18 protein-coding genes are annotated in these 24,281 nt (G+C 53.7%); 5 read left to right on the top strand and 13 right to left on the bottom strand.

Annotated features, from left to right (window positions below; genetic code table 11):
* The first annotated feature begins 149 nt into the window (after nucleotides 1–149).
* Both G006_RS0111250 and G006_RS0111245 read left to right on the top strand, forming a co-directional pair.
* Complete coding sequence (locus G006_RS0111250) at nucleotides 150–1,472, top strand: HD-GYP domain-containing protein (RefSeq protein WP_020483284.1); 1,323 nt, start codon at nucleotides 150–152, stop codon at nucleotides 1,470–1,472.
* Between the two features lie 345 nt (nucleotides 1,473–1,817).
* On the top strand, nucleotides 1,818–2,336 hold the full coding sequence (locus G006_RS0111245; RefSeq protein WP_152428854.1) for a hypothetical protein: 519 nt from the start codon (nucleotides 1,818–1,820) through the stop codon (nucleotides 2,334–2,336).
* A gap of 162 nt (nucleotides 2,337–2,498) precedes the next feature.
* Here the strand turns inward: G006_RS0111245 and G006_RS0111240 are convergent, their stop codons facing one another.
* From G006_RS0111240 to G006_RS25465, 5 genes are all read right to left on the bottom strand, one after another.
* Nucleotides 2,499–5,585, bottom strand: a complete 3,087-nt coding sequence (locus G006_RS0111240; protein WP_020483282.1) for a multidrug efflux RND transporter permease subunit — start codon at nucleotides 5,583–5,585, stop codon at nucleotides 2,499–2,501.
* Nucleotides 5,582–8,704, bottom strand: coding sequence for an MdtB/MuxB family multidrug efflux RND transporter permease subunit (locus G006_RS0111235; RefSeq protein ID WP_020483281.1), 3,123 nt, complete (start codon nucleotides 8,702–8,704; stop codon nucleotides 5,582–5,584). Before G006_RS0111235 ends, G006_RS0111240 begins: the two co-directional genes overlap by 4 nt.
* Nucleotides 8,705–8,706: 2 nt before the next feature.
* Complete coding sequence (locus G006_RS0111230; protein WP_327036681.1) at nucleotides 8,707–9,921, bottom strand: MdtA/MuxA family multidrug efflux RND transporter periplasmic adaptor subunit; 1,215 nt, start codon at nucleotides 9,919–9,921, stop codon at nucleotides 8,707–8,709.
* A 114-nt stretch (nucleotides 9,922–10,035) separates the two neighbouring features.
* A complete protein-coding gene (locus tag G006_RS0111225) occupies nucleotides 10,036–10,311 on the bottom strand; it encodes a cupin domain-containing protein (RefSeq protein WP_020483279.1) in 276 nt (91 codons plus the stop codon).
* A 62-nt stretch (nucleotides 10,312–10,373) separates the two neighbouring features.
* Nucleotides 10,374–11,840, bottom strand: a complete 1,467-nt coding sequence (locus G006_RS25465; RefSeq protein WP_152428853.1) for a GumC family protein — start codon at nucleotides 11,838–11,840, stop codon at nucleotides 10,374–10,376.
* 641 nt (nucleotides 11,841–12,481) lie between these two features.
* Between G006_RS25465 and G006_RS0111215 the strand changes: the two genes are divergently transcribed.
* Together G006_RS0111215 and G006_RS0111210 are read left to right on the top strand one after the other, a co-directional pair.
* Entirely contained in the window at nucleotides 12,482–13,705 is a 1,224-nt protein-coding gene (locus tag G006_RS0111215) for an HD-GYP domain-containing protein (RefSeq protein WP_033194192.1), read from the top strand.
* A gap of 46 nt (nucleotides 13,706–13,751) precedes the next feature.
* Nucleotides 13,752–14,270, top strand: coding sequence for a DUF3391 domain-containing protein (locus G006_RS0111210; RefSeq protein WP_020483276.1), 519 nt, complete (start codon nucleotides 13,752–13,754; stop codon nucleotides 14,268–14,270).
* A 12-nt stretch (nucleotides 14,271–14,282) separates the two neighbouring features.
* On the opposite strand, the gene waaC is transcribed toward G006_RS0111210, so the two are convergent.
* The 3 genes from waaC to G006_RS0111195 are packed head-to-tail and all read right to left on the bottom strand — an operon-like array spanning nucleotide 14,283 to nucleotide 17,303.
* Nucleotides 14,283–15,293, bottom strand: coding sequence for a lipopolysaccharide heptosyltransferase I (gene waaC, locus G006_RS0111205; RefSeq protein ID WP_020483275.1), 1,011 nt, complete (start codon nucleotides 15,291–15,293; stop codon nucleotides 14,283–14,285).
* A gap of 3 nt (nucleotides 15,294–15,296) precedes the next feature.
* Complete coding sequence (gene waaF / locus G006_RS0111200; protein ID WP_033194191.1) at nucleotides 15,297–16,322, bottom strand: lipopolysaccharide heptosyltransferase II; 1,026 nt, start codon at nucleotides 16,320–16,322, stop codon at nucleotides 15,297–15,299.
* Nucleotides 16,323–16,376: 54 nt separating this feature from the next.
* The gene (locus G006_RS0111195; RefSeq protein WP_020483273.1) at nucleotides 16,377–17,303 is read right to left on the bottom strand and encodes a branched-chain amino acid transaminase; all 927 of its coding nucleotides are present in this window, start codon (nucleotides 17,301–17,303) and stop codon (nucleotides 16,377–16,379) included.
* 360 nt (nucleotides 17,304–17,663) lie between these two features.
* Between G006_RS0111195 and G006_RS0111190 the strand changes: the two genes are divergently transcribed.
* Nucleotides 17,664–17,873 (top strand): hypothetical protein, encoded by a 210-nt coding sequence (locus tag G006_RS0111190; protein WP_020483272.1) that lies wholly within the window; start codon nucleotides 17,664–17,666, stop codon nucleotides 17,871–17,873.
* A gap of 62 nt (nucleotides 17,874–17,935) precedes the next feature.
* Here G006_RS0111190 and G006_RS0111185 read toward each other — a convergent pair whose 3' ends face one another.
* From G006_RS0111185 to G006_RS27765, 5 genes are all read right to left on the bottom strand, one after another.
* Complete coding sequence (locus G006_RS0111185; protein ID WP_020483271.1) at nucleotides 17,936–19,321, bottom strand: DUF3526 domain-containing protein; 1,386 nt, start codon at nucleotides 19,319–19,321, stop codon at nucleotides 17,936–17,938.
* Nucleotides 19,318–20,730, bottom strand: a complete 1,413-nt coding sequence (locus G006_RS0111180; RefSeq protein WP_020483270.1) for a DUF3526 domain-containing protein — start codon at nucleotides 20,728–20,730, stop codon at nucleotides 19,318–19,320. The genes G006_RS0111185 and G006_RS0111180 overlap by 4 nt, the downstream gene beginning before the upstream one ends.
* Complete coding sequence (locus tag G006_RS0111175; RefSeq protein ID WP_026146984.1) at nucleotides 20,727–21,452, bottom strand: ABC transporter ATP-binding protein; 726 nt, start codon at nucleotides 21,450–21,452, stop codon at nucleotides 20,727–20,729. Before G006_RS0111175 ends, G006_RS0111180 begins: the two co-directional genes overlap by 4 nt.
* A gap of 269 nt (nucleotides 21,453–21,721) precedes the next feature.
* Nucleotides 21,722–23,692, bottom strand: a complete 1,971-nt coding sequence (locus G006_RS0111170) for a methyl-accepting chemotaxis protein (RefSeq protein WP_020483268.1) — start codon at nucleotides 23,690–23,692, stop codon at nucleotides 21,722–21,724.
* A 399-nt stretch (nucleotides 23,693–24,091) separates the two neighbouring features.
* Entirely contained in the window at nucleotides 24,092–24,268 is a 177-nt protein-coding gene (locus G006_RS27765) for a hypothetical protein (protein ID WP_020483267.1), read from the bottom strand.
* Nucleotides 24,269–24,281: the final 13 nt, after the last annotated feature.

Genomic DNA, 24,281 nt, shown 5'->3' with positions numbered 1-24,281 from the left:
ATTGATGGCAATCTCGGGCGCCGGGCATAAGCAGGCGTGTACCCGGTTTTGTCATAGGACTTGTAAGTGGCGGTTTGCAGCCACATTTTTTAACTGGGAACGGTTACCCATGCGGTATTTCTCATATTTAATAATGATATTTTCTATGTATGTTTTTTAAGAATTGGTGGCCTTTCCGCCGGAAGCTGAAAAATCAGGCAAAGAAGGATGATTCCTTCGACGTCAACCAGCGGATCTACACACCTGTTAGTCAGTTGACAATTGGCATGTATGTCATCGAATTGGACCGGCCTTGGCTGGAGAGCCCGTTTTTGTTTCAAGGATTTGAACTGGAGACCGAAGCCGATATCCGCGCGGTAAAAGACGTTTGCCAGTATGTTTACATCGACGCCACCCGAAAAAGAAAACGCCCTGTCCAAGCGAAAACCACACAAGACAGTTTACTAAGCGAAAGCAATATCGATTTTGGCGCGCCGCCGCCGCCAAAATTAAGCGTTTTCGAGAAAGAATTTGCCCGTGCCGAACACGTTCATAAAGAAGTCGGTCAGTTGGTTTCCAACTTTATGGAACGCATCGCCAATGGCGAAGGCATAGACACCAAGGCCGCCAAAGAAGCGGTCGCGCAATGCGTAAACAGTATTTTGCATTCGCCGGATGCGTTTTTGTGGCTGAATCAGCTAAAGAACAAAGATAAATACACCGCACAACATAGTTTGAACGTTTGCGCCTTAGCGATTGTATTGGGTCGGTACCTGAATTTTTCCGTAGCCAACCTCAACAATGTCGGCTTGTGCGGGATGATGCACGACATGGGTAAAATGTTGGTGCCTTTGGATATTCTGAACAAGCCGGGCAAGTTGGAGCCGGATGAATTATTGATTATGCGCTCGCATGCCGCTTTGGGCTACGAACTGCTGAAATCCAGCGACCAAATGTATCCCGGTGCGATAGACACCGCGTATTCTCATCATGAAACCCTGGACGGCAAGGGCTATCCCCGACAAATCGGCGAGAGAGGTATTTCGCTATTTACCAGAATGGTTACCATCGTTGACATGTACGATGCCATCACCAGCGACAGGGTGTATCAAAAGGGCCGGACTCATCTGGAAGCGACCAATATCCTGGCAAATATGGCCGGCTCTCAACTGGACGAGCGTTTGGTGATCAAATTTATAGAATGTCTCGGCGTTTATCCGCCCGGCAGCATCGTAAAAATGACCAACGGTTACATCGCGATTGTGGTGGAAGTGAACGAATTGCAGAAGCTCCGACCGAAAGTCATCATGTTGCTCGATGCCCAGAAACAGCGGATCCCGGAAAGAATCGTCAATCTTGCGGATATGTTGCTGGACGAACACGGCAAGGTGCTGACTATCAAAGGCATTGTCAAAGCGCAAGATTACGACATCGACATCAAAAAATATTATCAACAGGGCGTATTGCAAAAGGGGTTTGCTAACGACAAATGATGGGGGCAATGGGTGATTTCGACCCGTTGCGGCCTGTCGTCCGAAGTGGTTCAATGGCTGAAATCTGGCCATTACCGGCCATTATTTCTGATCACCGAATGATATATAGCCAATCAGTTATCGCACAAATGAGTCTTAGTTTGGTGGCATACGGAAACTACTTAATTATTAGTTAGAGCACGCCAGCATGACATTCCGCCGTCAAGACCTCGCCAGCCTAGATCTGACCCCACTCGGGGTTGACCGGTACAAGAAAACTGGGAAGAATGCGTAGTAGATTCGTTGCGGGACGCCGTAGTGATCAGGTGCTGGACGCACCATAGCGACTACCCAGATCAGGGATTCTTGCTTTTTCTTCGCAAACGAAAGACCGTTTTCATCTTCTCGCACTCACGGAACCATACACCAGAGCAGCCGGACCTCACGTATTTTGATGCGCGCTGGACAGTTCCAGACGATATTTCAGAACACGAGATTGAGGAACACAATGACGTAATAGCGGAAGCCATTCGATGTCTGTACGGGTTCGACGGGAAATCGACGGATGGAAACGCTCGAGAAATTAGGGTGACGGCCAACCGACCAGTCCCACCCACGTCTCTGACGCTCGAAGCCATTATTTCCAGGATCAATACATTGGTTGAATTATCGTACTCTGCTGATCATCTGAAGGGCCGTAAGAAAGACGAACTCGCCAATAGCAGCACATTTCAGGCGGAGGTCGTGGACCGCTTGCGGAAGGTGATTCTCCAAAATCCCCGATCTCGCGCACTGCTGCTTGACTATCTTTCGAGAAACCACGAAGGCGCATTCACCAAAGAGGCACAACGTGCCGTCGACTGGTGGAAAGCTTCCGAGCATTGAAGATGCGACTTGGGCTATCTCCGTTGGAATACTCTAACCCGAGTATGAACACGAACGCTCAAGCAAACGGTTAAACTAGCAACTTCGGACATAAACCGGCCATTCAAAAATCAACCTCGATGGTCTGCAATTGGCCGTTCGGAGCTCCTTGTCTTAAGCGCTTTAACCTGGTTTGGCTGTCTTGCTAAAAAATCGGCGGCCCCAGGCACTTAATCCATCTAAATACAGATACACCACCGGCGTGGTGTACAACGTCAGCATTTGGCTGACCAATAGGCCGCCGACGATGGAAATCCCCAAGGGCTGGCGCAGTTCTGCGCCGTAACCCGAACCCAAAGCCAAAGGCAGCGCGCCCAGCATCGCCGCCAGCGTGGTCATCATGATCGGCCGGAAACGCAATAGACAGGCTTGGAAAATGGCTTCCTCAGCGCTCAGGCCATGGTGGCGCTCGGCGTCCAGCGCAAAATCGATCATCATGATCGCATTCTTCTTGACGATGCCGATCAGCAAAATCACCCCGATCAAGGCGATGATGCTGAATTCGGTATCGCAGGCCAGCAAGGCCAGTAAGGCACCGACCCCAGCTGAGGGCAACGTGGATAATATGGTCAGCGGATGAATATAGCTTTCGTAGAGTATGCCCAGCACGATGTAAATGCTCAACAGCGCTGCGGCAATCAGCCAGGGTTGGTTACGCAACGATTCCTGAAAAGCCTTGGCCGAACCCTGGAAGCTGCCGCGCACCGCAGCCGGCGTGCCGAGGTCGCGCAGGGTCTGTTCGATTAATTGCGTGGCGACGGACAGCGAGGTGCCAGGCATTAAATTAAACGACACGGTGGCGGCGGCAAACTGGCCTTGATGATTGATGGTCAACGGCGCGTTGCTGGTCTGGAAGCTGGCCAGCGTTGCCAGTGGAATCTGCTTGCCGTTGCTGGAGCTGACGTAAAGTTGTTGCAGGGTGCGCGGGTCTTGCCAGTATTCCGGCGCCAGTTCCATCACCACCCGGTATTGGTTCAGCGGCTTGTAAATCACCGAGACCTGACGTTGGCCGAAAGCATTGTTCAGTGCAGTATCGATGGCCGCCTGACTGACGCCCAAGCTGGAGGCTTTGTCTCTATCGACTGCCAGGGATATTTGCCGGCCCTTGTCTTGCTGATTGGTGTTGACGTCGGTTAGCTCCGGCCGCTTGCGTAGTGCCGCGACAATTTTGGGCGTCCATTCGCGCAGCAGGCTCAAGTCTTCGGATTGCAAGGCAAACTCGTACATTGCCGCCGAGCCGCGGCCGCCGATGCGTAAATCCTGCACCGGCTGTAAAAACAAGCTGGCGCCGGGTTCGTCGGCCAGTTTTTCCCGCAGCCGCTGGCTGATTTCGGCTATCGGTGCGTCGCGCTGCTCGGGTGGCTTGAGTACCGCAAACATCAAACCGGAATTGGTGTTTTGCATGCCGCCGGCAAAGCCGACCACCGCAGTGACGGCGGAGTCTTGCCGTAAAATATCGACAAAATCATGTAACTTGGTCTGCATGGCCTGGAAAGAAATGCTCTGGTCGGCCTGGATGGTGCCGCTGAGCCGGCCGTTGTCTTGTACCGGGAAAAAGCCTTTCGGGACGATGATGTAAAGGTAGATATTCAAGCCGATGCAGGCCAGCAGCACTATCAGCATCAGCTTAGGATGGTGTAGTGCCCAGCTTAAACTGCGGCGATAGCCGTTGTGAAGGCGCTGGAACTGCAATTCAATCCAAGCCGACAACCGATTGGGCCGGCGTTGTGCTTCCGGCTCCAGCCAGCGGGCGCAAAGCATCGGCGTGACGGTCAAGGACACCACCAGCGACACCAGCACTGCTGCCGACAAGGTCACGGCAAACTCCCGAAACAGCCGGCCGACGATGCCGCCCATCAACAATATCGGCGTGAATACTGCGATTAGCGACAAACTCATCGCCAGCACGGTAAAACCAACCTCGCCGGCGCCGCGCAACGCCGCCTGGAATGGCGGCACGCCGTTTTCGATATGCCGGCTGCTGTTTTCCAGTACCACGATGGCGTCATCCACGACAAAACCGGTGGCGATGGTCAAAGCCATCAACGACAAATTGTCCAGGCTGTAATCGCATAAATACATCACCGCGCAGGCGCCGATCAGCGATACCGGCACGGCGATAATCGGGATCAGAGTTGAGCGCAGCCGGCGCAGAAACAGCAATACCACCAGAATCACCAGCACCACCGCGATCAACAGGCTGCGCTCGACTTCATCGACCGAGGCGCGGATGGTTTGCGAACGATCCGAGACAATCGACAATTCCATCGCTGCCGGCAACAGCGCTCGTAATTGCGGCAGCATGGCTTTGACGTGTTCGACGGTGTCGATGATATTGGCGCCGGGCTGTTTATTGATGATCAGCAACACCGCCGGTTGGCCGTTTTTCAGGCCGGTGCTGCGCAGATCTTCCACCGAATCCACTGCCGTACCCAGATCGGCGATGCGCACCGGCGCGCCATTTCGGTAAGCAACGATCAGCGGCAGGTAGTCGGCGGCGTGTTCGGCCTGATCGTTGGCGTGGATTTGCCAATGTCGCTCGCCGCGTTCCAGCGCGCCTTTTGGCCGGTTAGCATTGCTGGCGTTGATGGTCTTGGCGACCTGATCCAGGCCAATACCGTATTGCGCCAATGCGCCGGGATTGAGTTCCACCCGTACCGCCGGTAAGGAACTGCCACCGACATTGACTTGGCCGATGCCGGGTAGCTGGCTGATTTTCTGCGCCAATATCGTCGAGGCGGCGTCGTACATCTGGCCGCGGCTGAGGGCGGTGGAGGTGAGTGCCAGAATCAGAATCGGCGAATCGGCCGGATTGACTTTGCGGTAATTGGGCCGATTGGGCAGATTGCTGGGTAGCAAACTGCTGGCGGCATTGATCGCGGCTTGTACGTCGCGCGCCGCGCCGTCGATGTCGCGATTTAAATCGAACTGTAAGGTAATTCGGGTCGAACCCAGCGAACTGGCCGAGGTCATTTCACTGATGCCGGCGATGCGGCCCAACGCCCGTTCCAGCGGGGTGGCGACCGTGGCGGCCATGGTCTCCGGACTGGCACCGGGCAGGTTGGCGGATACCGAGATGGTCGGGAAATCCACTTGCGGCAGAGGCGCGACCGGCAGTTGCAGAAAGGCGATGATGCCGGCTAGCGCCAGGCCCAGCGTCAGCAGTGTCGTAGCGACCGGGCGGTAGATGAACAGCGCGGAGAGGTTCACAACTGGGCGGGGCCGCTGTCGGCTACTGTCGGTTCGGCAGCGCCGCGCAGGCGGCGGGCAAGCCGGTCCAGGCTCAGGTAGATTACCGGCGTGGTGTATAGCGTCAGCAACTGGCTGACCAACAAGCCGCCGACCATGCTAATCCCCAATGGGTGGCGCAACTCAGAACCGACGCCGCTGCCCAGCATCAAGGGCAGGGCGCCTAGTAAGGCCGCTAGCGTGGTCATCAGAATTGGGCGAAAACGCAGCAGGCAGGCCTGGAAAATCGCCTCGCGCGGGGTCAGGCCTTGTTTGCGCTCGGCGTCCAAGGCAAAGTCTATCATCATGATCGCGTTCTTCTTCACAATGCCGATCAATAGCACGATGCCGATCACCGCGATGATACCCAAATCGTTGCCGGACAGTTGCAAGGCCAGCAGCGCGCCGACCCCGGCCGAAGGCAACGTGGACAGAATGGTGATGGGATGAATATAACTCTCGTAAAGCACACCCAACACGATATATACCGTGACGATGGCGGCCAGGATCAACCAAAGCGTGCCACTCAGCGAGGCGTTAAATGCCAAGGCCGCGCCTTGGTAATCGCTTTGCACGGCCAGCGGCAAACTAAGGTCCTGCTTGGCTTGCTCGATCGCATTGATCGCATCGCCCAAGGCGGCGCCAGGCGCCAGATTGAAGGAAATGGTCGCGGCGGGGAACTGATCCAGGTGGTTGATGGCCAGCGCGGTTTGCCGCTCGGATACGGTCGCCAAGGCCGATAGCGGTACCTGAGTGCCATTGCTGGAGGGAATGCGCAATTGCTGCAAGGCTTCCGGGCCGCTCTGCTGCTTTGGGTCCACTTCCAGCACCACCCGGTATTGATTGGACTGGGTGAAGATGGTCGAGACCAGGCGTTGGCCAAAGGCGTTGTACAAGGCGTTGTCGATGTCGGCGGTGCTGACGCCCAAGCGGCTAGCGCTGGCGCGGTCGATTTCGATATAAACTTGCAGGCCTTGATCCTGTACGTCGCTGGCAGCATCGACGATGCCGGGAACTTGGCGGATGCGTTCGACCAGGCGCTGGGTCCAGCGGTTCAGTTCTGCCAGATCGACGGTCTGCAAGGTAAATTGAAATTGGGTGCGGCTGACTTTGTTTTCCAAGGTCATGTCTTGCACCGGTTGCAGATAAACCGAGATGCCAGAAACCTCGGACAGACGTGGCCGTAAACGTTCTATCACCGCCGTGGCGCTGTCGCGTTGGGCTTGGGGCTTGAGGTTGATCAGGAAACGGCCGCTGTTCAAGGTCGAATTACTGCCGTCCACACCAATGAACGACGATAGGCTGGCGACTGCCGGGTCGGCTAATATCTGTTTGGCCATGGCTTGCTGGCGTTCGGCCATCGCCGCGAAGGAAATGCTGGGCGGTGCCTCGGAGATGCCTTGAATCAGGCCAGTGTCCTGGATGGGGAACAGGCCTTTAGGCATGGCGATGTATAACAACACGGTCAGTGCCAATGTGGCGATGGCGACCAGTAGCGTCAGGCCTTGCCGCTTTAGCACCCATTCCAGGCTGCGGCCATAGCCGGCGATGACTTTACCGATGAAGTAGTCTCGTTTTTCATGGTCGGCCTGAAGCGGCCGCAACATCTTCGCGCACATCATCGGCGTCAGGGTCAGCGAAACTACCGCTGAGATCAGAATCGCCACGGCCAAAGTGATTGCAAACTCGCGGAACAAACGGCCGACCACGTCCCCCATGAACAGCAGCGGAATCATTACCGCCACCAGCGAGACAGTCAAGGAGATGATCGTAAAACCGATCTGCTCCGAGCCTTTCAAGGCAGCCTGCAGGGCCGATTCGCCGCGTTCCAGGTAGCGGGAGATGTTTTCGATGACGACGATGGCGTCGTCCACTACAAAGCCGCTGGCGATGGTCAGCGCCATCAAGGTCAGATTGTTGATGCTGAATCCAGCCAGATGCATCACCGCAAAGGTGCCGACCAGCGACAGCGGTACCGCGACTGCCGGGATCAATGTGGCCGGTAGGTTGCGTAGAAACAGAAAAATCACCATCACCACCAGTGCCACGGCCAGCAACAACTCGAACTGCACATCGTGCACCGAGGCACGGATGGTCACGGTGCGGTCGGTTAATGGCATCACGTTGACCGCACTCGGCAGTGTCGCTCGTAGCTGCGGCAGCAACTTGTTGATGCGGTCCACCACTTCGATGACATTGGCGCCGGGTTGGCGTTGGATGTTGACGATGACGGCGGCGCTGTCGTTGGCCCAGGCCGCCAGCTTGACGTTTTCGGCCGCGTCGATGGCGTCGGCCACTTCCGCAAGGCGCACCGGCGCGCCGTTGCGGTAAGCTACCACCAAGTCGCGGTATTCGGCTGCCGAACGCAGTTGATCGTTGTTGTCGATGATGGCGGAACGCTGTGGGCCGTCGAACATGCCTTTGGGTTGGTTGACATTGGCTGCGGCGATTGCGCTGCGCAGGTCTTCCAGACTCAGGCCATAGGCGGCGAGAGCTTGGTGGTTGGCTTGGATCCTGACCGCCGGCCGCTGGCCGCCGCTGATGCTGACCAAGCCGACGCCGGGCAGTTGGGCAATTTTCTGCGCCAGACGGGTATCGACCAAATCTTGAACTTTGGGCAAGGGCAGGCTGGACGAGGTGACAGCCAGGGTCAAAATCGGCGCGTCGGCCGGGTTGACCTTGTTGTAGATCGGCGGCAGCGGCAGGTCGTTGGGCAGGAAATTGTTGGCGGCATTGATCGCCGCTTGTACGGTTTGTTCGGCGATGTCCAAATCCAGTTCCAGATCGAATTGCAGCGTCACCACCGAGGCGCCGCCGGAGCTGGTCGAGGACATCTGCCGCAGTCCGGGCATTTGCCCGAACTGGCGTTCCAGCGGGGCGGTGATTGCCGAAGTCATCACTTCCGGGCTGGCGCCGGGGTAGAGCGTAGTAACCTGGATGGTCGGGTAATCGACTTGCGGCAATGCGGAAATCGGTAATAAACGGTAAGTCAAAATCCCGGCCAGCAGCAGCGCCACCATCAGCAAGGAGGTGGCGACCGGGCGCAGAATAAAGTGTCGTGAAGGGTTGAAGCCGGTAAGCGGGTTTTGCTCGGCGGACATGTTCAGTTGGCGGGTTTGCCGGGGCTGGGAGCGGCCGGCTTGGTTTTATCGATGACCTTAACTTGGCTGCCTTCGCGCAGCTTGTCGGCGCCGTCGATCACTAGCTTGTCGTTCGGTGCCAGACCTTCCAGGATAGCGACGGTTTCGCCGTCCGCCGGTCCGGTTTTTACCCGCCGTACCGTGATGCTGTTGTCGTCCTTCACCAAATACACGAAGGCGCCGTTGGCGCCGTGCTGGATCGCCGCGCTAGGCGCCAAGGTGGCGGCGCGCAGGGTGTCCAGACGCATTTTGACGTTGACGAACTGGTTGGCGAATAAGGTGCGGTCTTCGTTATCGAACTGGGCTTTTAATTTTAGTGTGCCGGTACTGGCGTCGATCTGATTGTCCACCGCCATTAGTTTGCCGCTGGCCAATTTTTGCTGGCCGGTCCGGTCGTAAGCGTCGATGACTAGCGTGTCGCCGGAGCGCCAGCGCCGCATCACCGCCGGTATCTCGTCTTCCGGCAGGGTGAATACCACCGAGATAGGCTGGACTTGGGTAATCACCGCTAGGCCATTCACATCGCCGGCGCGGACCATGTTGCCCTGATCGACCAGGCGCAGTCCGATGCGGCCGCTGACCGGCGCGGTGATGCGGGCGTAACTGAGTTGCAGCTTGGCGTTGTCGAGTTGGGCGCGGTCGATTTCGACGGTGCCGCGATATTGTTTGACTAGCGCGGCCTGAGTGGCGGTTTGTTGGGCGGCGATGGAGTCTTGCTCCAGCAAGGTTTGGTAGCGGTCTTGGTCTAATTCGGCGTTTTTCAGCAGCGCTTCGTCGCGCAGCAATTGGCCTTCGGCCTGTTGCATGGCCACTTGATAGGGGCGGGGGTCGATTTCGGCGAGCAGTTCGCCCTGTTTAACTGCTTGGCCCTCGTTAAACGCCACCCGGATCAGTTCGCCATCGACGCGTGAGCGCACCGTGACGGTGTGCAGCGGGGTAACCGTGCCCAAGCCGTTCAGGTAAATCGGCAGGTCGCCTTGTCGGGTCAGTGCTATGGCCACGCTGACCGGGGTGTTTTCATAGGGGTTACTGCGTGCATCCTTGTTTTCCTGATTTTGCTGGCCGGCGCGATGCAAATAATAGCCGCCTACCGCAGCAAGCAATGCGAATACTAACGCCCAGCGCCAGCGCGACCTCCGCGGTAATGCGGAAAAATCCTGATCCTTGTTCATAGCCATGCGAATATCAGTAAGTGGAGTCTGGCATCGTGCCAGTTAGCCAAGTCTACCGGCACAACTAAAAAAGGCATCCTGAAGATGCCTTTTTCGGATTGTCGACCGATGTGGCGACGATCAATCGTAGTGGTAATGCTTGCGCAAAGGCTTAACCACTTCCCAATGACTATCCAGGCCCTCGTGGAACATGACCAAGTCGCCCGGTAAAATCCGCACCGGCTCGCCGCCGACTGGGGTGACGATGATTTCGCCTTCCAGTACATAAGCGGTCTCGGTCTCGTCGAAATCGATGGTGAATGTGGAAATTTCTTTTTCCCAGATCGGCCAGCTTGATACGCCCAGCTCCTGTAAACGTTCTTCGCTAGGGTTGTGTTCGACGGTAATTTGGCTCATGGGTTTCCTGTTTGAATGAAGTTGATCGAGCGGCGAATTTTAGCATTGTTGCCGCATTGCAGCTATGAATCGGTGGTTTCGTCCGATAATCGCTTGGGATCGTCCGCGCGGCGCAGCCTATGACGCCGTTCTGTCCCGACAGTGCGGTGACCGGCTTGGTTCTCCAACTTGGGCTCGCTTTGCTGGTAGATTTGAAATTCGGTGACCGAATTTATCGTGGTCTGCGTCGGCTCCTTATTCAGATAATCGTTAAGCCAGACCACCAATAACGCGATTGCCAGGCTGGCAGCGCCGGCGATGCCGGCGTCCTGTCCGTAATCGGGTTTCACCGGCTTATCGGGTAGTGACGCCCAATCCACGACGTCCAATTGCGGATTGCTTTGGCGTTGTTTGACGTCGATTTCCACCAGGCGTTGTTTGGTTTGCTGCAATAATTCCTCCAATTTAACCAATTCTTCCTGCATGGCTTGGTGTTTGGCGAATTGATTGGTGTATTCGGTGGCTTTTTGTTTATGCTCGGCCATTTGTTTTTGAATGGTCAGTACGGTGCGATGTGCTGCGCCGTAGGCGTTTTCCGCTTCTTGCGTCGCATAGCTCGAGCCGGCTTGTTCCTTGCTGGCGATTTTTTCATCCAGCTCGGCCAATTGGGCTTTTAAATTGCGCAAGCTGGGGTGGAATTCGATGTATTCGTCGGTGTATTGGCTTCTTTGCGCTTCCAGGCGTTCGCGCAGGCGTTCGGCTTGCTGGGTTAACACTGCCAGACTTTGCGAATCGGCTTCCGGTACCACGGCTTTGCCTTCTGCGATGGCTGCACGAATGGCGTCCAGTTTGGCCTTGGCTTTCGCTTCTTCTTCCAACGCGGCATTCAAGGAATTATTTAAACCTTGCAAGCGGGCGTGGGCCTCGTTATCGGTGCTCTCCAGGGAGAGAATGTCATGCTGCAAGCGGAACGATTCAATGTCCTGGCGTTTGTCGCGCACTTGTTGTTCGAGGCGAGTCAATTCCGATTTAATCGAGGTACTCGCTTTATCGGTGATTTCGGCGATGTACTCGGCGCGAATTTGTTGGTAGGTCTTGATCCAGGTATTTAAGGCCATTTGCAGAAATTGCGGATGCGAGCCTTCCGCTGCCAATTGCACCAGATTGGTTTCCGCTACCGGTTTTACTTGGAACAGCTCTTTTAGCTGGTTGACACTGGGATGCTCAATATCATTCTGCTGCTTCAGCGTGTCGGCGGTTTTTTCCAATACCGGTTGTCCCAGCAAGACCTGCTTTTGAATGTTGACATGCTCCAGGTCGGCCTCTGCATGAGTTTGATCAATGTCGGTTGCAGCGGTCGTCAATACTAAGGCTCGGCTTTCAAAAATGGCCGGCTGCAGAAAGACATAGGTTTCGGTAATCAGCAGCAATGGCAGAAGTACCAGCAAGAATAAGGTTCTACGCCTTAAGCGGCGTGGCCAAGGCGTGGGATTGGAACGGTAAAAATCGTCTCCGACGATGTGGAAATCATGGCGATATGGAAGCATCACGATTTTCTCCCTGGCGCTAAGTCCGAAGGTTATAGTTTTTATTCTGGCCCACCTGACGGAATTTTAGAAAATCCTACTAAGCTATCCATGTCGGTGAAAGTCAGTTTCGATAACGGCACTTAAATGAATATCGTGTTTAGTGTTGTCGATATTGACTGCTGACCTCTGAAGCAATAGGGCAATCTTGATTGTGCTTTACGCCTGTAAAGCCATTTTCAGGGCCGTAGACCCAAGATCCACGCTGGTAGGCCAACTTTGATAACGGAACAGTCAATATCGCCGAGCCGCCAGTTTAAACCAATCCAAAAATCTAGCAATTCTAAATTTGCTAACGGCTTTAACGGGTTGTCATCAGTCCCAGTTAAGTTGTGAGCCGAAAAACGATTAGCGGGGCGGTGTGGGAGCAGCTTTCAAATCCGAGATATTAAGCCACGATAAAATATGCTTCGCCTATACTAAAAAGCCAATTGGATTTGTGATCCGCCGCCGGTTTGCGGGCTTTTGGTTCGGACAAGAACGACTGAACTAGGTATGCTGGCTAACTGGCGTCTGAGGTTAGGCGGACACAATTTTCCTTGATGCCGTTTTTGCGGCTGTTTTTCAAATTTTTGGATTTCCACAAATCCCCCGATTGGATTCGTATGGCAGATAAAGAGGATGGAATACTCAGAATTCATGTATATGAACTGAGAGTTGGTATGTGCGTAAGCCGTTTGGAAGCGCCGACGGCAGATTCACCTTTTTTATTGGATAGAATCGTTATTGAAAGCCATGCGGATATTCAGGCCATTCAGGCGATTTGTGATTATGTCTATATCGATGTCAAATACCAAAAATCCTTCTCCGGCGCGATTCCAACCAGAAACACTGAAGCGCGTAAACATCTGAGTTTTGCGCGATCTTTTAACCAAACCGCCAATACCTTTCAACGCACCGGTAATTTAATTAAAACGGTGATGGACGATATTCGTTTCGGTAATCAATTTAGTGTCAGTGCGGTTAAACAAGCTGTTTCCGAGTGTGTCGATAAAGTATTGGCAAATCCCGATACGATGCTGCTGCTGACCCAAATTAAAGATCAGGATCAATATACGGCACAACATAGTATGAATGTTTGCATATTGTCGATTCTGTTGGGTCGTGAGTTGAATTTTTCGATGGAAGACCTGAATAAAGTGGGTTTTTGCGGCTTGATGCACGATGTCGGCAAAATGAAAATACCTTTAGAGATACTTAATAAGCCAGGCTCTTTAGAAGACTATGAGATGGACATTATGCGTAAACACACGCTATACGGACGCAACGTGTTAATGTCGGCCCGTAATGTATATCCCGGTGCGGTCGACGTTGCCTACGATCATCATGAACATTTGGCCGGCACCGGTTATCCGAGAGGTTTGAACAAAACGACCTTATCGATATTTACCAAGCTGGTAGCGGTGGTCGATACCTACGATGCCATCACCAGCGACCGGGTGTATCAGCGTGGTAAGCCGCATCTTATGGCTTTGGGGATTTTGGTAAAAGGGATGGGGCAGCAATTTGAAGCTAATTATGTTACGCAGTTTATTAACTGTATTGGCTTTTATCCGCAAGGTAATTTAGTCGAATTAAGCAGCGGCGAAATTGGCTTAATCGTCGAGCAAAATAAAGCCGATAGGCTAAAGCCAAAAATATTACTGATTCAAGATGGTAATAAAAATCCTATTGAAGAGAAGATACTCGATCTGTCCTTGAATATTGCCGATGCAAGCGGTAAGCGCTATGGAGTCAAACAGGTGATAAGGCCGCAGGATTGCGGTGTCGATTTAGCCAAATATTATCAAGACGGCAAATTTACGAAAGAATATGCGGTAGTTGGCTAAGGTTTTAGTTCTGTAAATAACATGCCTTGGATATTATTTTTTCAACATGGTTAAAAAAATTAATATTAACCAGCTCAGAAAAGGCATGTTTGTTTGCGGCACTGATCGGAAATGGATAGATACACCTTTCTTTCGAACCAAATTTCTGATTTCATCTGATAAACAAATTAATACTTTAAAAGAGTATTGCCAAACCGTTTCTATCGATACCGGCAAAGGTATCGATGTGGAAAAGCCCGCTGAAACCGACATAATCGATTCCGGCGGTTCTGCGGCTACGGAGATGCGCAGCCGCGCCAAGGAAAATGATTCTGCTTACCTGGTTAATTGCATCGTCGAATTGCAGACTGATGAACTAGCTATAGTGGTCAAGGAAAATTCACAATTTCCCCAGCGTCCATTATTAAAGGTGATCACCAATCCGCAGAAACAATTGCTGTTCCAAGAACGCCTGCTTGATCTGGCCGATGAGCAGCAAAACCAGATCAACATAGTCAGAGTGTTGGCTAGTGATGAACCGATTATCGACCTACTGAAAATGTTTGTCGAACTGGAAAAAACTTAGGCAGCCAATCACTCAGGCGAGTTGTTGGGTCTTGCCGAATAGTTCATTACTCAGGGCAATGACGGCGCGAGGATCGATTTCGGCAATGGAGAAATCGTTTTTATCGAGTTTGAATGGATTGACCTGTGAAGGCGACTTCAACGCTTTATTGATGTCGGTTTGGTAAATCCGGCTGACCGGCGTTGGTCCGAACAAGGTAATCGACGGCCGATTCAAACCCCAAGCCATGTGGGTGGGCCCGGTATCGTTACCGATCACTAAGTCGGCTTTGGCCAGCGCCGCTTTCAAATCATTGAGGCTCAATTGCGGTAATACCCGTGCCAGGCTGCGTTCGGCCAGCCACTGCGCCATCCAGTGTTCCTTCTCGTTGCCCCAACTGATCAGAAAATTAGCTTCCAGGCCGAAGATGACCTGTAGAAATTTTTCTAAAGGGTAGTTACGGCTGGGCCAAGTAGAGCCAATGACCAGAATGATGTTGGGCTGACCGGCTGGAAAATACTCATCCAACGCGGTTTGCGGCGGCTGAAAAAACAAAAACGGCTGCTTTGCCTGGATTTGCTCAGTTGTCACATTCAGACCCAGCGGCTGGGTCAGTACGGCGACATTTCGATCGATGGTATTGGCGTCGTAAGGGTACGCGACATGCCGGTTGTAAAAAAAAGCCGCCCATTTTTCCCGGATCGAATCCTGATCGAAACCGGCGCAATTGGCCGACAGCAAACGCGCGACCACTGCGGACTTAATCAAACCTTGCGCATCCAGAACTAAGTCGTAGCCCTGCTCGGCATAAGTGCGTATCTTGCTGATCTCGGCAAAGACACGCCATTTGTCGGTTTTCAGGGCTTTTAAATTCACACCCAAAATATTATCCAGGTGTGGATTGTCGGCGAGCACGCCGGCGAAGCGTTCCTCGACTATCCAGTCGATTTGTGCCAGCGGCAATGCGGCTTTGATGAATTGCAAGGCTGCCATCGCATGCACGATGTCGCCCAAGGCTGACAGCTTGACGATGGCAATTTTCATCTCTCAGGCGTCCAGCGCTGCCAGCACCTGTTCCGGCCGGATTTCCGTCAAGCAGCGAGTATGGCCTAACGGACACTCACGCTTAAAGCACGGCGAACACTCTAGGTGTAAATCCAGAATCTCCGCCTTGGCATGCAACGGCGGGGTAAAGCCGGGGTCGGAAGAGCCATAAACCGCGATCAGTTTTTTATCCAGTGCGGCCGCGACGTGCATCAGACCGGAATCGTTGCTGACGACCGCGTCGGCCAAGGACAGCAAATCCACCGCATCGGCCAGCGAGGTAATGCCGGCGAAGTTGCGGCAAACGCCGCCCGATAAGTCATTGATTTGCTCGGCGACTGCTTTGTCCTTATCCGAACCGAATAACCAGACTTGCCAGCCTTGTTCTTCCTTGTGCCGGGCGACGGTGGCGTAATGTTCGCTCGGCCAGCGTTTGGCCGGGCCATATTCTGCGCCGGGACACAGGGCCAGGATTTTGCTGACGATAGGGCGTAATTCCTCCGAACCGTCAAGCAGCGCGCTGGGGTGGGGGATTTCGATTAAATCTGCGCCGGTAATCTCGAATTTCCGGCAGACATTTAATTGTTGCTCGGTCGTGATAGTCAACCTCGGAAATTCGTAAGTTGGCGGCTGAGGCGCTTCGTTCGGCAACCCCAGTGCGACGAAGCGCTGCACGGTCATGGTCAGCACGGTCTTATCCAGCGTGCGAACATCGTTCAACAGGCCGCGGCGTAGTTCGCCGATATAACCGGTCCGTTTAGGAATGTGCGCAAAAAACGGAATCAGAGCTGACTTCCAGGAGTTGGGCAGCAAAATCGCCTGATCGTAATGCCGACTTTGCAATTCCCGGCCTATGCGGATACGCCCACGCAAATCAAACTGCCCGTGGCCCAGCGGCATCGTCAGACCTTTATGCACTTCCGGCATGCGCTCCAATAGAGGCAAGGACCAAGCCGGGGCCAGCACATCAATGAGACAAGCGGGATGTTGTTGCTTAAGGGTGATGAACAGGCTTTGCGCCATCACCATGTCGCCGACCCAGGACGGGCCGACGACCAGGATTTTATAGGGTTGCTCCGCCACTTAAGAAACGAGCGTCAGCCATTCCTTATGGTCGGCACGACGGCCTTGGACGTAGTCGAAATACAAGGCTTGCAGCTTTTCGGTGATCGGGCCGCGGCTGCCGGAACCGATGTCGCGGTTGTCGTATTGGCGAATCGGCGTGACTTCGGCGGCGGAACCGGTGAAGAAGGCTTCATCGGCGACATAGACTTCGTCACGGGTGATGCGTTTTTCGATCACTTCATAGCCCTGTTCGCGGGCGATGGTGATCAAAGTGTCGCGGGTGATGCCTTCCAAAGCCGATGTTGTTTCCGGGGTGTAGATTTTGCCGTTACGGACGATGAACAGGTTCTCGCCGCTGCCTTCCGCGCAAAAACCTTCGTGGTCCAACAACAAAGCCTCGTCATAACCGGTGGACAAGGCTTCCTGCAAGGCCAGGATCGAATTGATGTAATTGCCGTTGGCCTTGGCTTTGCACATCGTGCTGTTAACGTGGTTACGGGTATAGGACGAGGTGCGGATGCGGATACCTTTTTCCATGTTTTCCGCGCCCAGATACGCGCCCCAGGTCCAGGCGGCTACCATCACGTGTACTTTCAGATTGTCGGCGCGCAAGCCCATGCCTTCCGAGCCGAAGAACACCATGCTGCGGATGTAGGCACTGTCCAGATTGTTTTTGGCAACCGCGTCGCGATGCGCCTGGTTAATCTCTTCTTTAGAGAACGGCATTTTCATGTTCATGATATGCGCGGAACGAAACAAGCGATCAGTGTGCTCGGCCAGCTTGAAAATCGCGGTGCCGGCATCGGTTTTATACGCGCGTAAGCCCTCGAAGACGCCGCAACCGTAATGTAGGGTATGAGTTAATACGTGGACTTTTGCATCGCGCCAATCAACCCATTTTCCGTCTAGCCAAATCAACCCGTCTCTATCATCCATCGTTGCCATTATCTGAACCTGTTTTGTTTAGTGATTATTGCTGCGCCGCGTCGGCTTAAAAGTGACGGAAATTGTACTATAAAGCGCTCGCCGGCAATACCGGCTGCGCAGAAGTCCTAAATTTGGCGAGGGAATGAGTTTGGCAGCCTCAAGATGCATTGTGTGCACGGGTGAAATAATTCACTGGTTCCTCGTGGCATAGGCTACCGACGGCAAGTGCTGTTTGCGATAAATTAAACTCAGCGTCAATTTTTAGAAGTTGCCTAAGCTTGGAAAAATCTTACGGGTATGATTTTTAAAGGCTTTTGTTAGTTGGCGTCAATTATGCTCAAGATTTATTAGTCAAATCGGCAGATTCGGGAGAGCGTCATGAAAACAAGCAATGAAGTCAACGAAATCAGCACGCTGCGTATCGTGTTTATCGAAACGTTAAGTCGGCAGTTTATCGCCATTACCGGTTGCGGTATTTATGTGTACCTCAATCCGCTTACTATTAACGAATTGTTCAATCGCTATTTAAGCAGCAGCGTGCCTATCAATGTGTTTGCCAGGCAATGCGTCAGAAATATAGTGGCTTAAAGTTGCGCAGCCGACCCGGACGACTAGAGTCGTCCAGGACGTCTCTTGAGCAAATAGCGTCGTCAGGCTTTGGCAAAGCGCCGGCGTGAGCCAAAGAGTACCGCCAACAACACAAACGCCAAAGCCGCTTGTCCGGCAATCAAGTTTTGACAAGCCGCCGGATTTACCGGATGCGCAAATGCAAAGCGTGGTTGATCGTGACTGTGCTCATCGCTCCAAGCGCTATCGCTCATGATCTTCGGTACGAAATAGTCGCGCCATTGATCTTCAAAGTGATTGACCGCCTGAATATACTCGGCATAGCGCGGTGCATCGATGCCGGCCAGCCTATCCGCCATTTGCACAGCTGCCAGCGCCGGCGACAGCCAAGACCACGCTTCCAAAAACTCGAATTGCGCTTGGCGGGCGCTGTCGAAGCGGTACATCACCGGTCTGATCTGTTGGTCCAGAACCAAGCCGGCAGGCAAACCGGCGATTTCGCGCGGCAACTCTTTGCCCGTTTGCGGCATCGTCAGGTCGGGATGATCGCTATACCACTGCGCCAGCAGCGCTTGGCGTTGTTGATTGTTTTGCTCCTGGAACTGGCGGATGGCGATGATGCTATCCAGCCGGGAAGGCATCGGTGCATGTTGGCCGGCTGCCCAGGTCAGCAAGGCCGGGCCGGCAAAGGTCAGTATCAACCAGACGCCAAGCATGCCGATGGCCGCCGCCCCTGAGGAGAAGGGCAGCAGCAGAAACAGGCCGGCGATGCCAAACCACACCAGTGTGTATATGCCTGCGAACACCAGCCAATAAGCCAGGGTATCCGCGCTAAATTCGGGATCGAGCCATAGCGCCAACAGCGAACTGCTGAAAACCACCAGTACCACCACGCTGTACCGCACGCTCAGCGCTGCACACACCAAGCGCCAGGGGGCCGACATTTGCGTGCAGACCAGTCGCCAGACCCCACTCTCTCGGTCTTCCTGCACCAGGCCGTAGCTCAAGGCAATCACCATCAGCGGCGTCAGTAGCGCGAACACGGTGGCAAAATCCAGCATACCCAACTCATGCAGCATTGGGTTGAACAACTGATCGCTGTTACGACCGTCGGTGTGGCGGCTGCGAGTGGAGATTTTGATGCCGGTACTTAAAAAATCCAGTTGCCGTAAGCTCAAGGCCAAACCGCTCAGGGCCGGCAGCCGCAAAGGCGGCGCGGCGGCGCTGGTGGAGAAGGCATTGGCTTTGGGCGTGTGATCCGCCGCTTTCGGGGCGTCATGCATCTCCGCTTGATTAGACATGGCGTTGACGGTCTGCGGCGCTGGCGTGCCGTGTTGACGGAATTCACGCGCAGCCAAACCCGACCAGACTGCGCTACCCAGCATCACTAGCAGAAATAAACCTGTCACCCACAGGTTTAAGGTGTTGCGTTTAAAACGCAGCCATTCGATGGCGATTAATGGCATCATGGCACCAGCCTCCGTGCGGAAAGGCTTAATAAGCCCACCGATAAGCCCAGCCACAGCAATAACACCCATAGATCCAGCTGGGCGGCCTGTAAGGCGAAACCGATGTCCGGTGCTTGATAACTAAAATCCGCGACGCTACGCCAATCGGTCTCGGCACCGGTGGCCTTGCGCTCCGTGCCGCGGCTGCGTTCGCGGTCCCAGTCTTCGGTCAGGTTGATAAAATAGTGCCGATATTGTTCGGCGGCGTCCTCGAAATGCCGTTGATGTGTTAAATCCGTACCGGCCAAGGTCATGGATAAAGACCGTAGCGCCAGGCTGGGGCCCAGCCAGGAAGCCAGATGGCTCAAGTGTTGTTGTTTAATAAAATTGTCGCGCAAGGCGTCGAAATGCAGCGCGTGCACCTTAACGGAATAGGCGTCGTTATACTGACGACTTAAGGATACGAAACCGACCGGCAAATCTTCCTTGCGGGAAACCCCGTACTGCGCCAACACTTGTGCTTCGAAGGCTTTGGCGCGTTGCTCATGGTCGCCGTCGTGGTCCAGACCGTGGTCGATGTCATCCTTGATCTCACGCCAGAATTCGCTGGCGCTGGGATTGGGCGCCAGCATTTCCGCAGTTACGGCGCCCAGGCGCGGGGCGATAAACACGCTGGCCAACCAAAAGCCCAGCAGGCAAAACAAAGTCGTGCGGCTGGTGTTGAAAGACGCGGAAGCGGCGATGGCGACTGCGGCGAAGACAGCGTAGTACAGATTCAACAGCAGCATCAAAACCAGCAGGCGCAGCACGTCGTCCAGCGTAAATGCGAAGTGGCCCAGCAGTATCACGGCGGCTACCAACAGCGCCGGTGCCAAGACCAGGGCAAACGCGCTCAGCAAGCCCAGCAATTTGCCGAACAACAACTGGCCGGCGTTCACCCCCAAACTGTGTAACATCCGCAACGTGCCGGATTCGCGTTCCTGGCTGACCGAGTTAAAAGTCAATGCCACAATCAATAGCGGCAATAGCGCGGTCAACACAAAGCTGGTAGTGGCTTGACCGAAGCGGCCGGCCAACACTTGGTCCGCTGCCGGGCTGAACCGGGTTAGGTTGCGCTTATGCGGCTCCAGCCATAAAGACTGGCCGATATAAGGCCGCAAACCCGGATCCAGGGCCGCCACCGGCGTGTCTTGCTTAAACACGTAGATGCCGTAATGCGCGGCGGAGTGCGGGTTTTTCACACTCTGAGTATTCCACTGTTCTTTGGCGGTGCTGCCGACGCTGAGTTTTTCCGCGCGCAATAGCTGCAATTCGTAGGCTGACGCCAGGAAAAATCCAAGAAACAATAGCAATAGCGCTACGCCCAAAGTCAGCAAGCGGCCGTCGCGCAGTGTGGCGAGAAATTCTTTGCGGATGATGGTCTTGATCATGCCAACCCCCGGGCATGAGCCAGATATTTTTGCTCCAGTTCGTCGTGTTGTACGGTGTGGGCGTCGAATTCTTCCACCAGCCGGCCGCTTTTCATGATGCCGATGCGGTCGGCGACTTGCTTGGCGTTGAACAAGTCGTGCGTCGCCATCAGCACTGCCATGCCGCGATCGGCGGCAGCGCGGATGCGTTGGGCAAAATCGTTGGCGGCGCTAGGGTCCAGGCCGGAGGTCGGTTCGTCCAGCAACATGGCTTTGGCTTGCTTGGCGGAGGCGATAGCCAAACCGACTTTTTGGCGCATACCTTTTGAATAGGCCGCCACCCGTTTCTGATGGGCATCGGCTTGCAAACCGCTGTCCAGCAATAAGCTGTGGGCTTGCTCGCTGCTCAAACGAATATGGGCCAAGGTGCAAAAATAGGTCAAATTCTCTAGGCCGCTCATCACGTCATATAGCGCGACGTTTTCCGGCAGATAGGCCAGTTTTGCCCGCACTAGATCGGGATTGGCGTGTGGCGATTCACCTTCGATCAAAACCTGTCCGCTACTGGGCTGGTTGAAGGTCAAAAAGGTGCTGATGGTCGTGGACTTGCCTGCACCGTTCCCGCCCAGCAGCGCGTAAACGCAGCCTTGGGGAATTTGTAAATTTAAATTATCGACCGCGCGGTGCTGTCGGTATTCGACAACCAGGTTGTTTGCGGCTAAAACGGGGGGAATTGTAGTCATGACAGGATCTGGGTTACGGTAAATGAGCGCTGGCGTCCGATTCAGAGCGTCGCATTTTGCGTCCAGCGGCGTTGGCATCGTGGCGACAGCCTGACATATAACGTCCGCTGTGCCAATACTTCGCCCGTGGTTAGCATGCATCATCTGCTGATTAAAACTTCAATCCGTCTGATTTGGCGGCACCTTCCCGGTCAGATTATCAAAATTGTCCCGCCTTGTCTGGTTCGAAACGAATGGTCGAACACCTTGCCGCGCGGGCTGTGTTGAGCTTATTTCAGCTTGAATTGTACGACCAATTGTTCCAGGTTGTTGCTGACGCCTGTCAGGGAAGATGCACTCAACATATTGGTTTTTGCCGCCTCCGTGGTTTTCTTTGCCAGTTCGGCGGTTTGTTCGAAATTACCGGCGATTCGCTCAGTGGCTTTCGATTGCTGGATGGTTGCCTCGGAAATCTGCGAACTTTTATCGTAAATGTGGTCGATGGATAAATTGATACCCTTTATTGCGTCGTTGACTTGTTTTACCGCTTGGGTAGTGCGGGTAGCCGCGGCTTGCTGATTGTTCATCATAGTGACTGTCGTTCTCGTGGCCGAGCCGAGCTTCTCGACCAGGGCTTGAATCTGACTGGCAGAATTGGCGGTATTTCCAGCCAGGCTTCTGACCTCATCTGCCACCACCGCAAAGCCTCGACCGTGCTCACCGGCACGCGCCGCCTCGATAGCGGCATTTAGCGCCAACAGATTGGTTTGTTCGGCAAAGCTTTGGATCATGCCCAGGACGCCCTCAATTGCCGAGGCGTCACGTTGCAACAACAATAAGGCGTCAGCGGTTTTATTGATGACTTGCTCAAGTTCGGTGACTTGCTGGTTGGTATGCACGATATGTCGAACGCCAAGCTCGATAAGGTTTTTTGCCTCCGTGGTGCAGTTCTGCGATTCCGCGGCATGATAGGCTACGCCGTTGAAGGATTTGGATAGATCGGCCATCTGCCGGGCGGCGACTTCGGTGGCCTGCTGTTGATCAGCGATGATAGCATTCAAATTCTGGGCTACCGCCTCAATGTTTCTACCGTATTCTTTTAAGGCCTGCGATTCTCGGTTGATGTTGTCAATCAACGAAGTGAAATACGCGTGCAGTTTCTCCAGCGAAGTGCGCAATTGCACAATTTCTGCGATTCGACTCTCCAAGGTAAATTTCGAACTTAAGTCGCCATTCGCCAATTTGTCGACATAGATCGAGAACCGGCTGATGATGGTAGCCAGATGGTGCTTGACCAACAGGGTGATGCCGCTCGTTACCAGTATCAACACCGTGCAGGCGATCATGACGGCATACAGCATGTGTTCATAGTCTTGATACTCCCGGTTGATGTTGTCTTCCAAGCCCAGGAGTTTTTCTTGAAATGCCTGCATTTGTTGATTGATATTGCTCTGGCTGAGCTGTTTTTGTTTGACGATATTCCGGGCATTAGCCAGATCTTTTTCGTAACGGCTCAACAAGTAGCGCATTTCGGCAATGGGTTCGAGCGCCATATCTTCCGCTTTGGCCATAGTCGTTTGATTGCCAAGCGTAAACTCTTGGTCTTCGCTAGCCTGAGTTTTCATTACCCCGAGCAGTGGCAAATGCTCGATGGTTGCAGCTGCGTCAGAAAGTTGCTTTAAATAATTCAGAACATTGTCAGTCGATGCTTGTTTCCGCTCTGAAAAAAAGCTTTGTCGGGCGCGGGATAGATTTTGCAAGGCGAGTTGAGTCTGGCTAATCGCCATGAGGTAGCTTCGTTGCTCGCTGAGTCCGGCGCTGCTGGCTTTCTCTACATAGTTCTGCAAGGTTCGCAAATGCGCCGAAAGTTGTTGTTCGTTGTTGACCAGTAAAATCTGCGGGTCCGCAAGCTTTCCAGCTGCGCTCAGTTCAGGTAATGCGGTTTGTTGGACGTCGACGATGAGTTGAGTCAGGGCGGTCTTTATGGTCTCTGAAAGCGCGGTATTGGCGTTGATGTCATTACTCAGTCGATTGAGATTGTTCGCCAACTCAGCGAGTAACGTGGTGTCGCCATTCTGTAAATAGGTGGAAATCGGCTGACTGATTTCGAGGTAAATCTTATCCTTTTGTTGGCCAAAGAACGCGACTGTGGCAAATGCTTTGTTCAGATGATTTAACGACCAGCTGACCGTAATCCCGAAGCTAATGATCACAATGAGCAGCGCCAGCGTCACGAGCTTGGAAATTTGGCTGATTTTCATGCGTTGTTTTCGGCGGAATGTTGACTAAGGTTAGAAGTTAATCCAGTTTCATTACGGTTAGATGACAGTTTTGGCGCAGTTCGACAAATTTCGTGATTTATCTAACAGATGCGGTGAGTTAAGCACCGCAGGCGGGGAAATTGGCAGATTTAGCCAAGGAATGGGTAGTCTGAGTTAGTGCGTTGGAAAAGATTGGGCGGGCGATGAAGAGAGACATAAGCCTTGCGATTGCAGATCCGTTTTGTAGCGGATCGTGGTATCCATGGCAGGCAAGCGCATTAGCAGTTTATCGACGGTGTTGGTGAGAGTGCGGACAATGTACGGACAACAAGAATGATTTGCCGGACTCCGCGGCGGATGGGGGCGATGCCCGCCGCCATCCGGCAAGGGTAGCTGCGTCTAAGCCCTGGAAGAATACTTGCCAGTCTCGGTATTAATCTTCTCCATCTCGCCGCTTTCGATATATTCCGGCACCTGAACTTCCAGGCCGGTGGTCAGTTTGGCCGGTTTAGTGCGGTTGGTGGCGCCGCACGAATCAGCCACGTACAAGCATACGGTCAATTTTGGGCCGTTCACGGGTAATCCACTT

It is taken from the genome of Methylomonas sp. MK1, assembly GCF_000365425.1.
GTDB lineage: Bacteria > Pseudomonadota > Gammaproteobacteria > Methylococcales > Methylomonadaceae > Methylomonas.
This window is presented reverse-complemented; position numbering and strand designations above follow the sequence as displayed.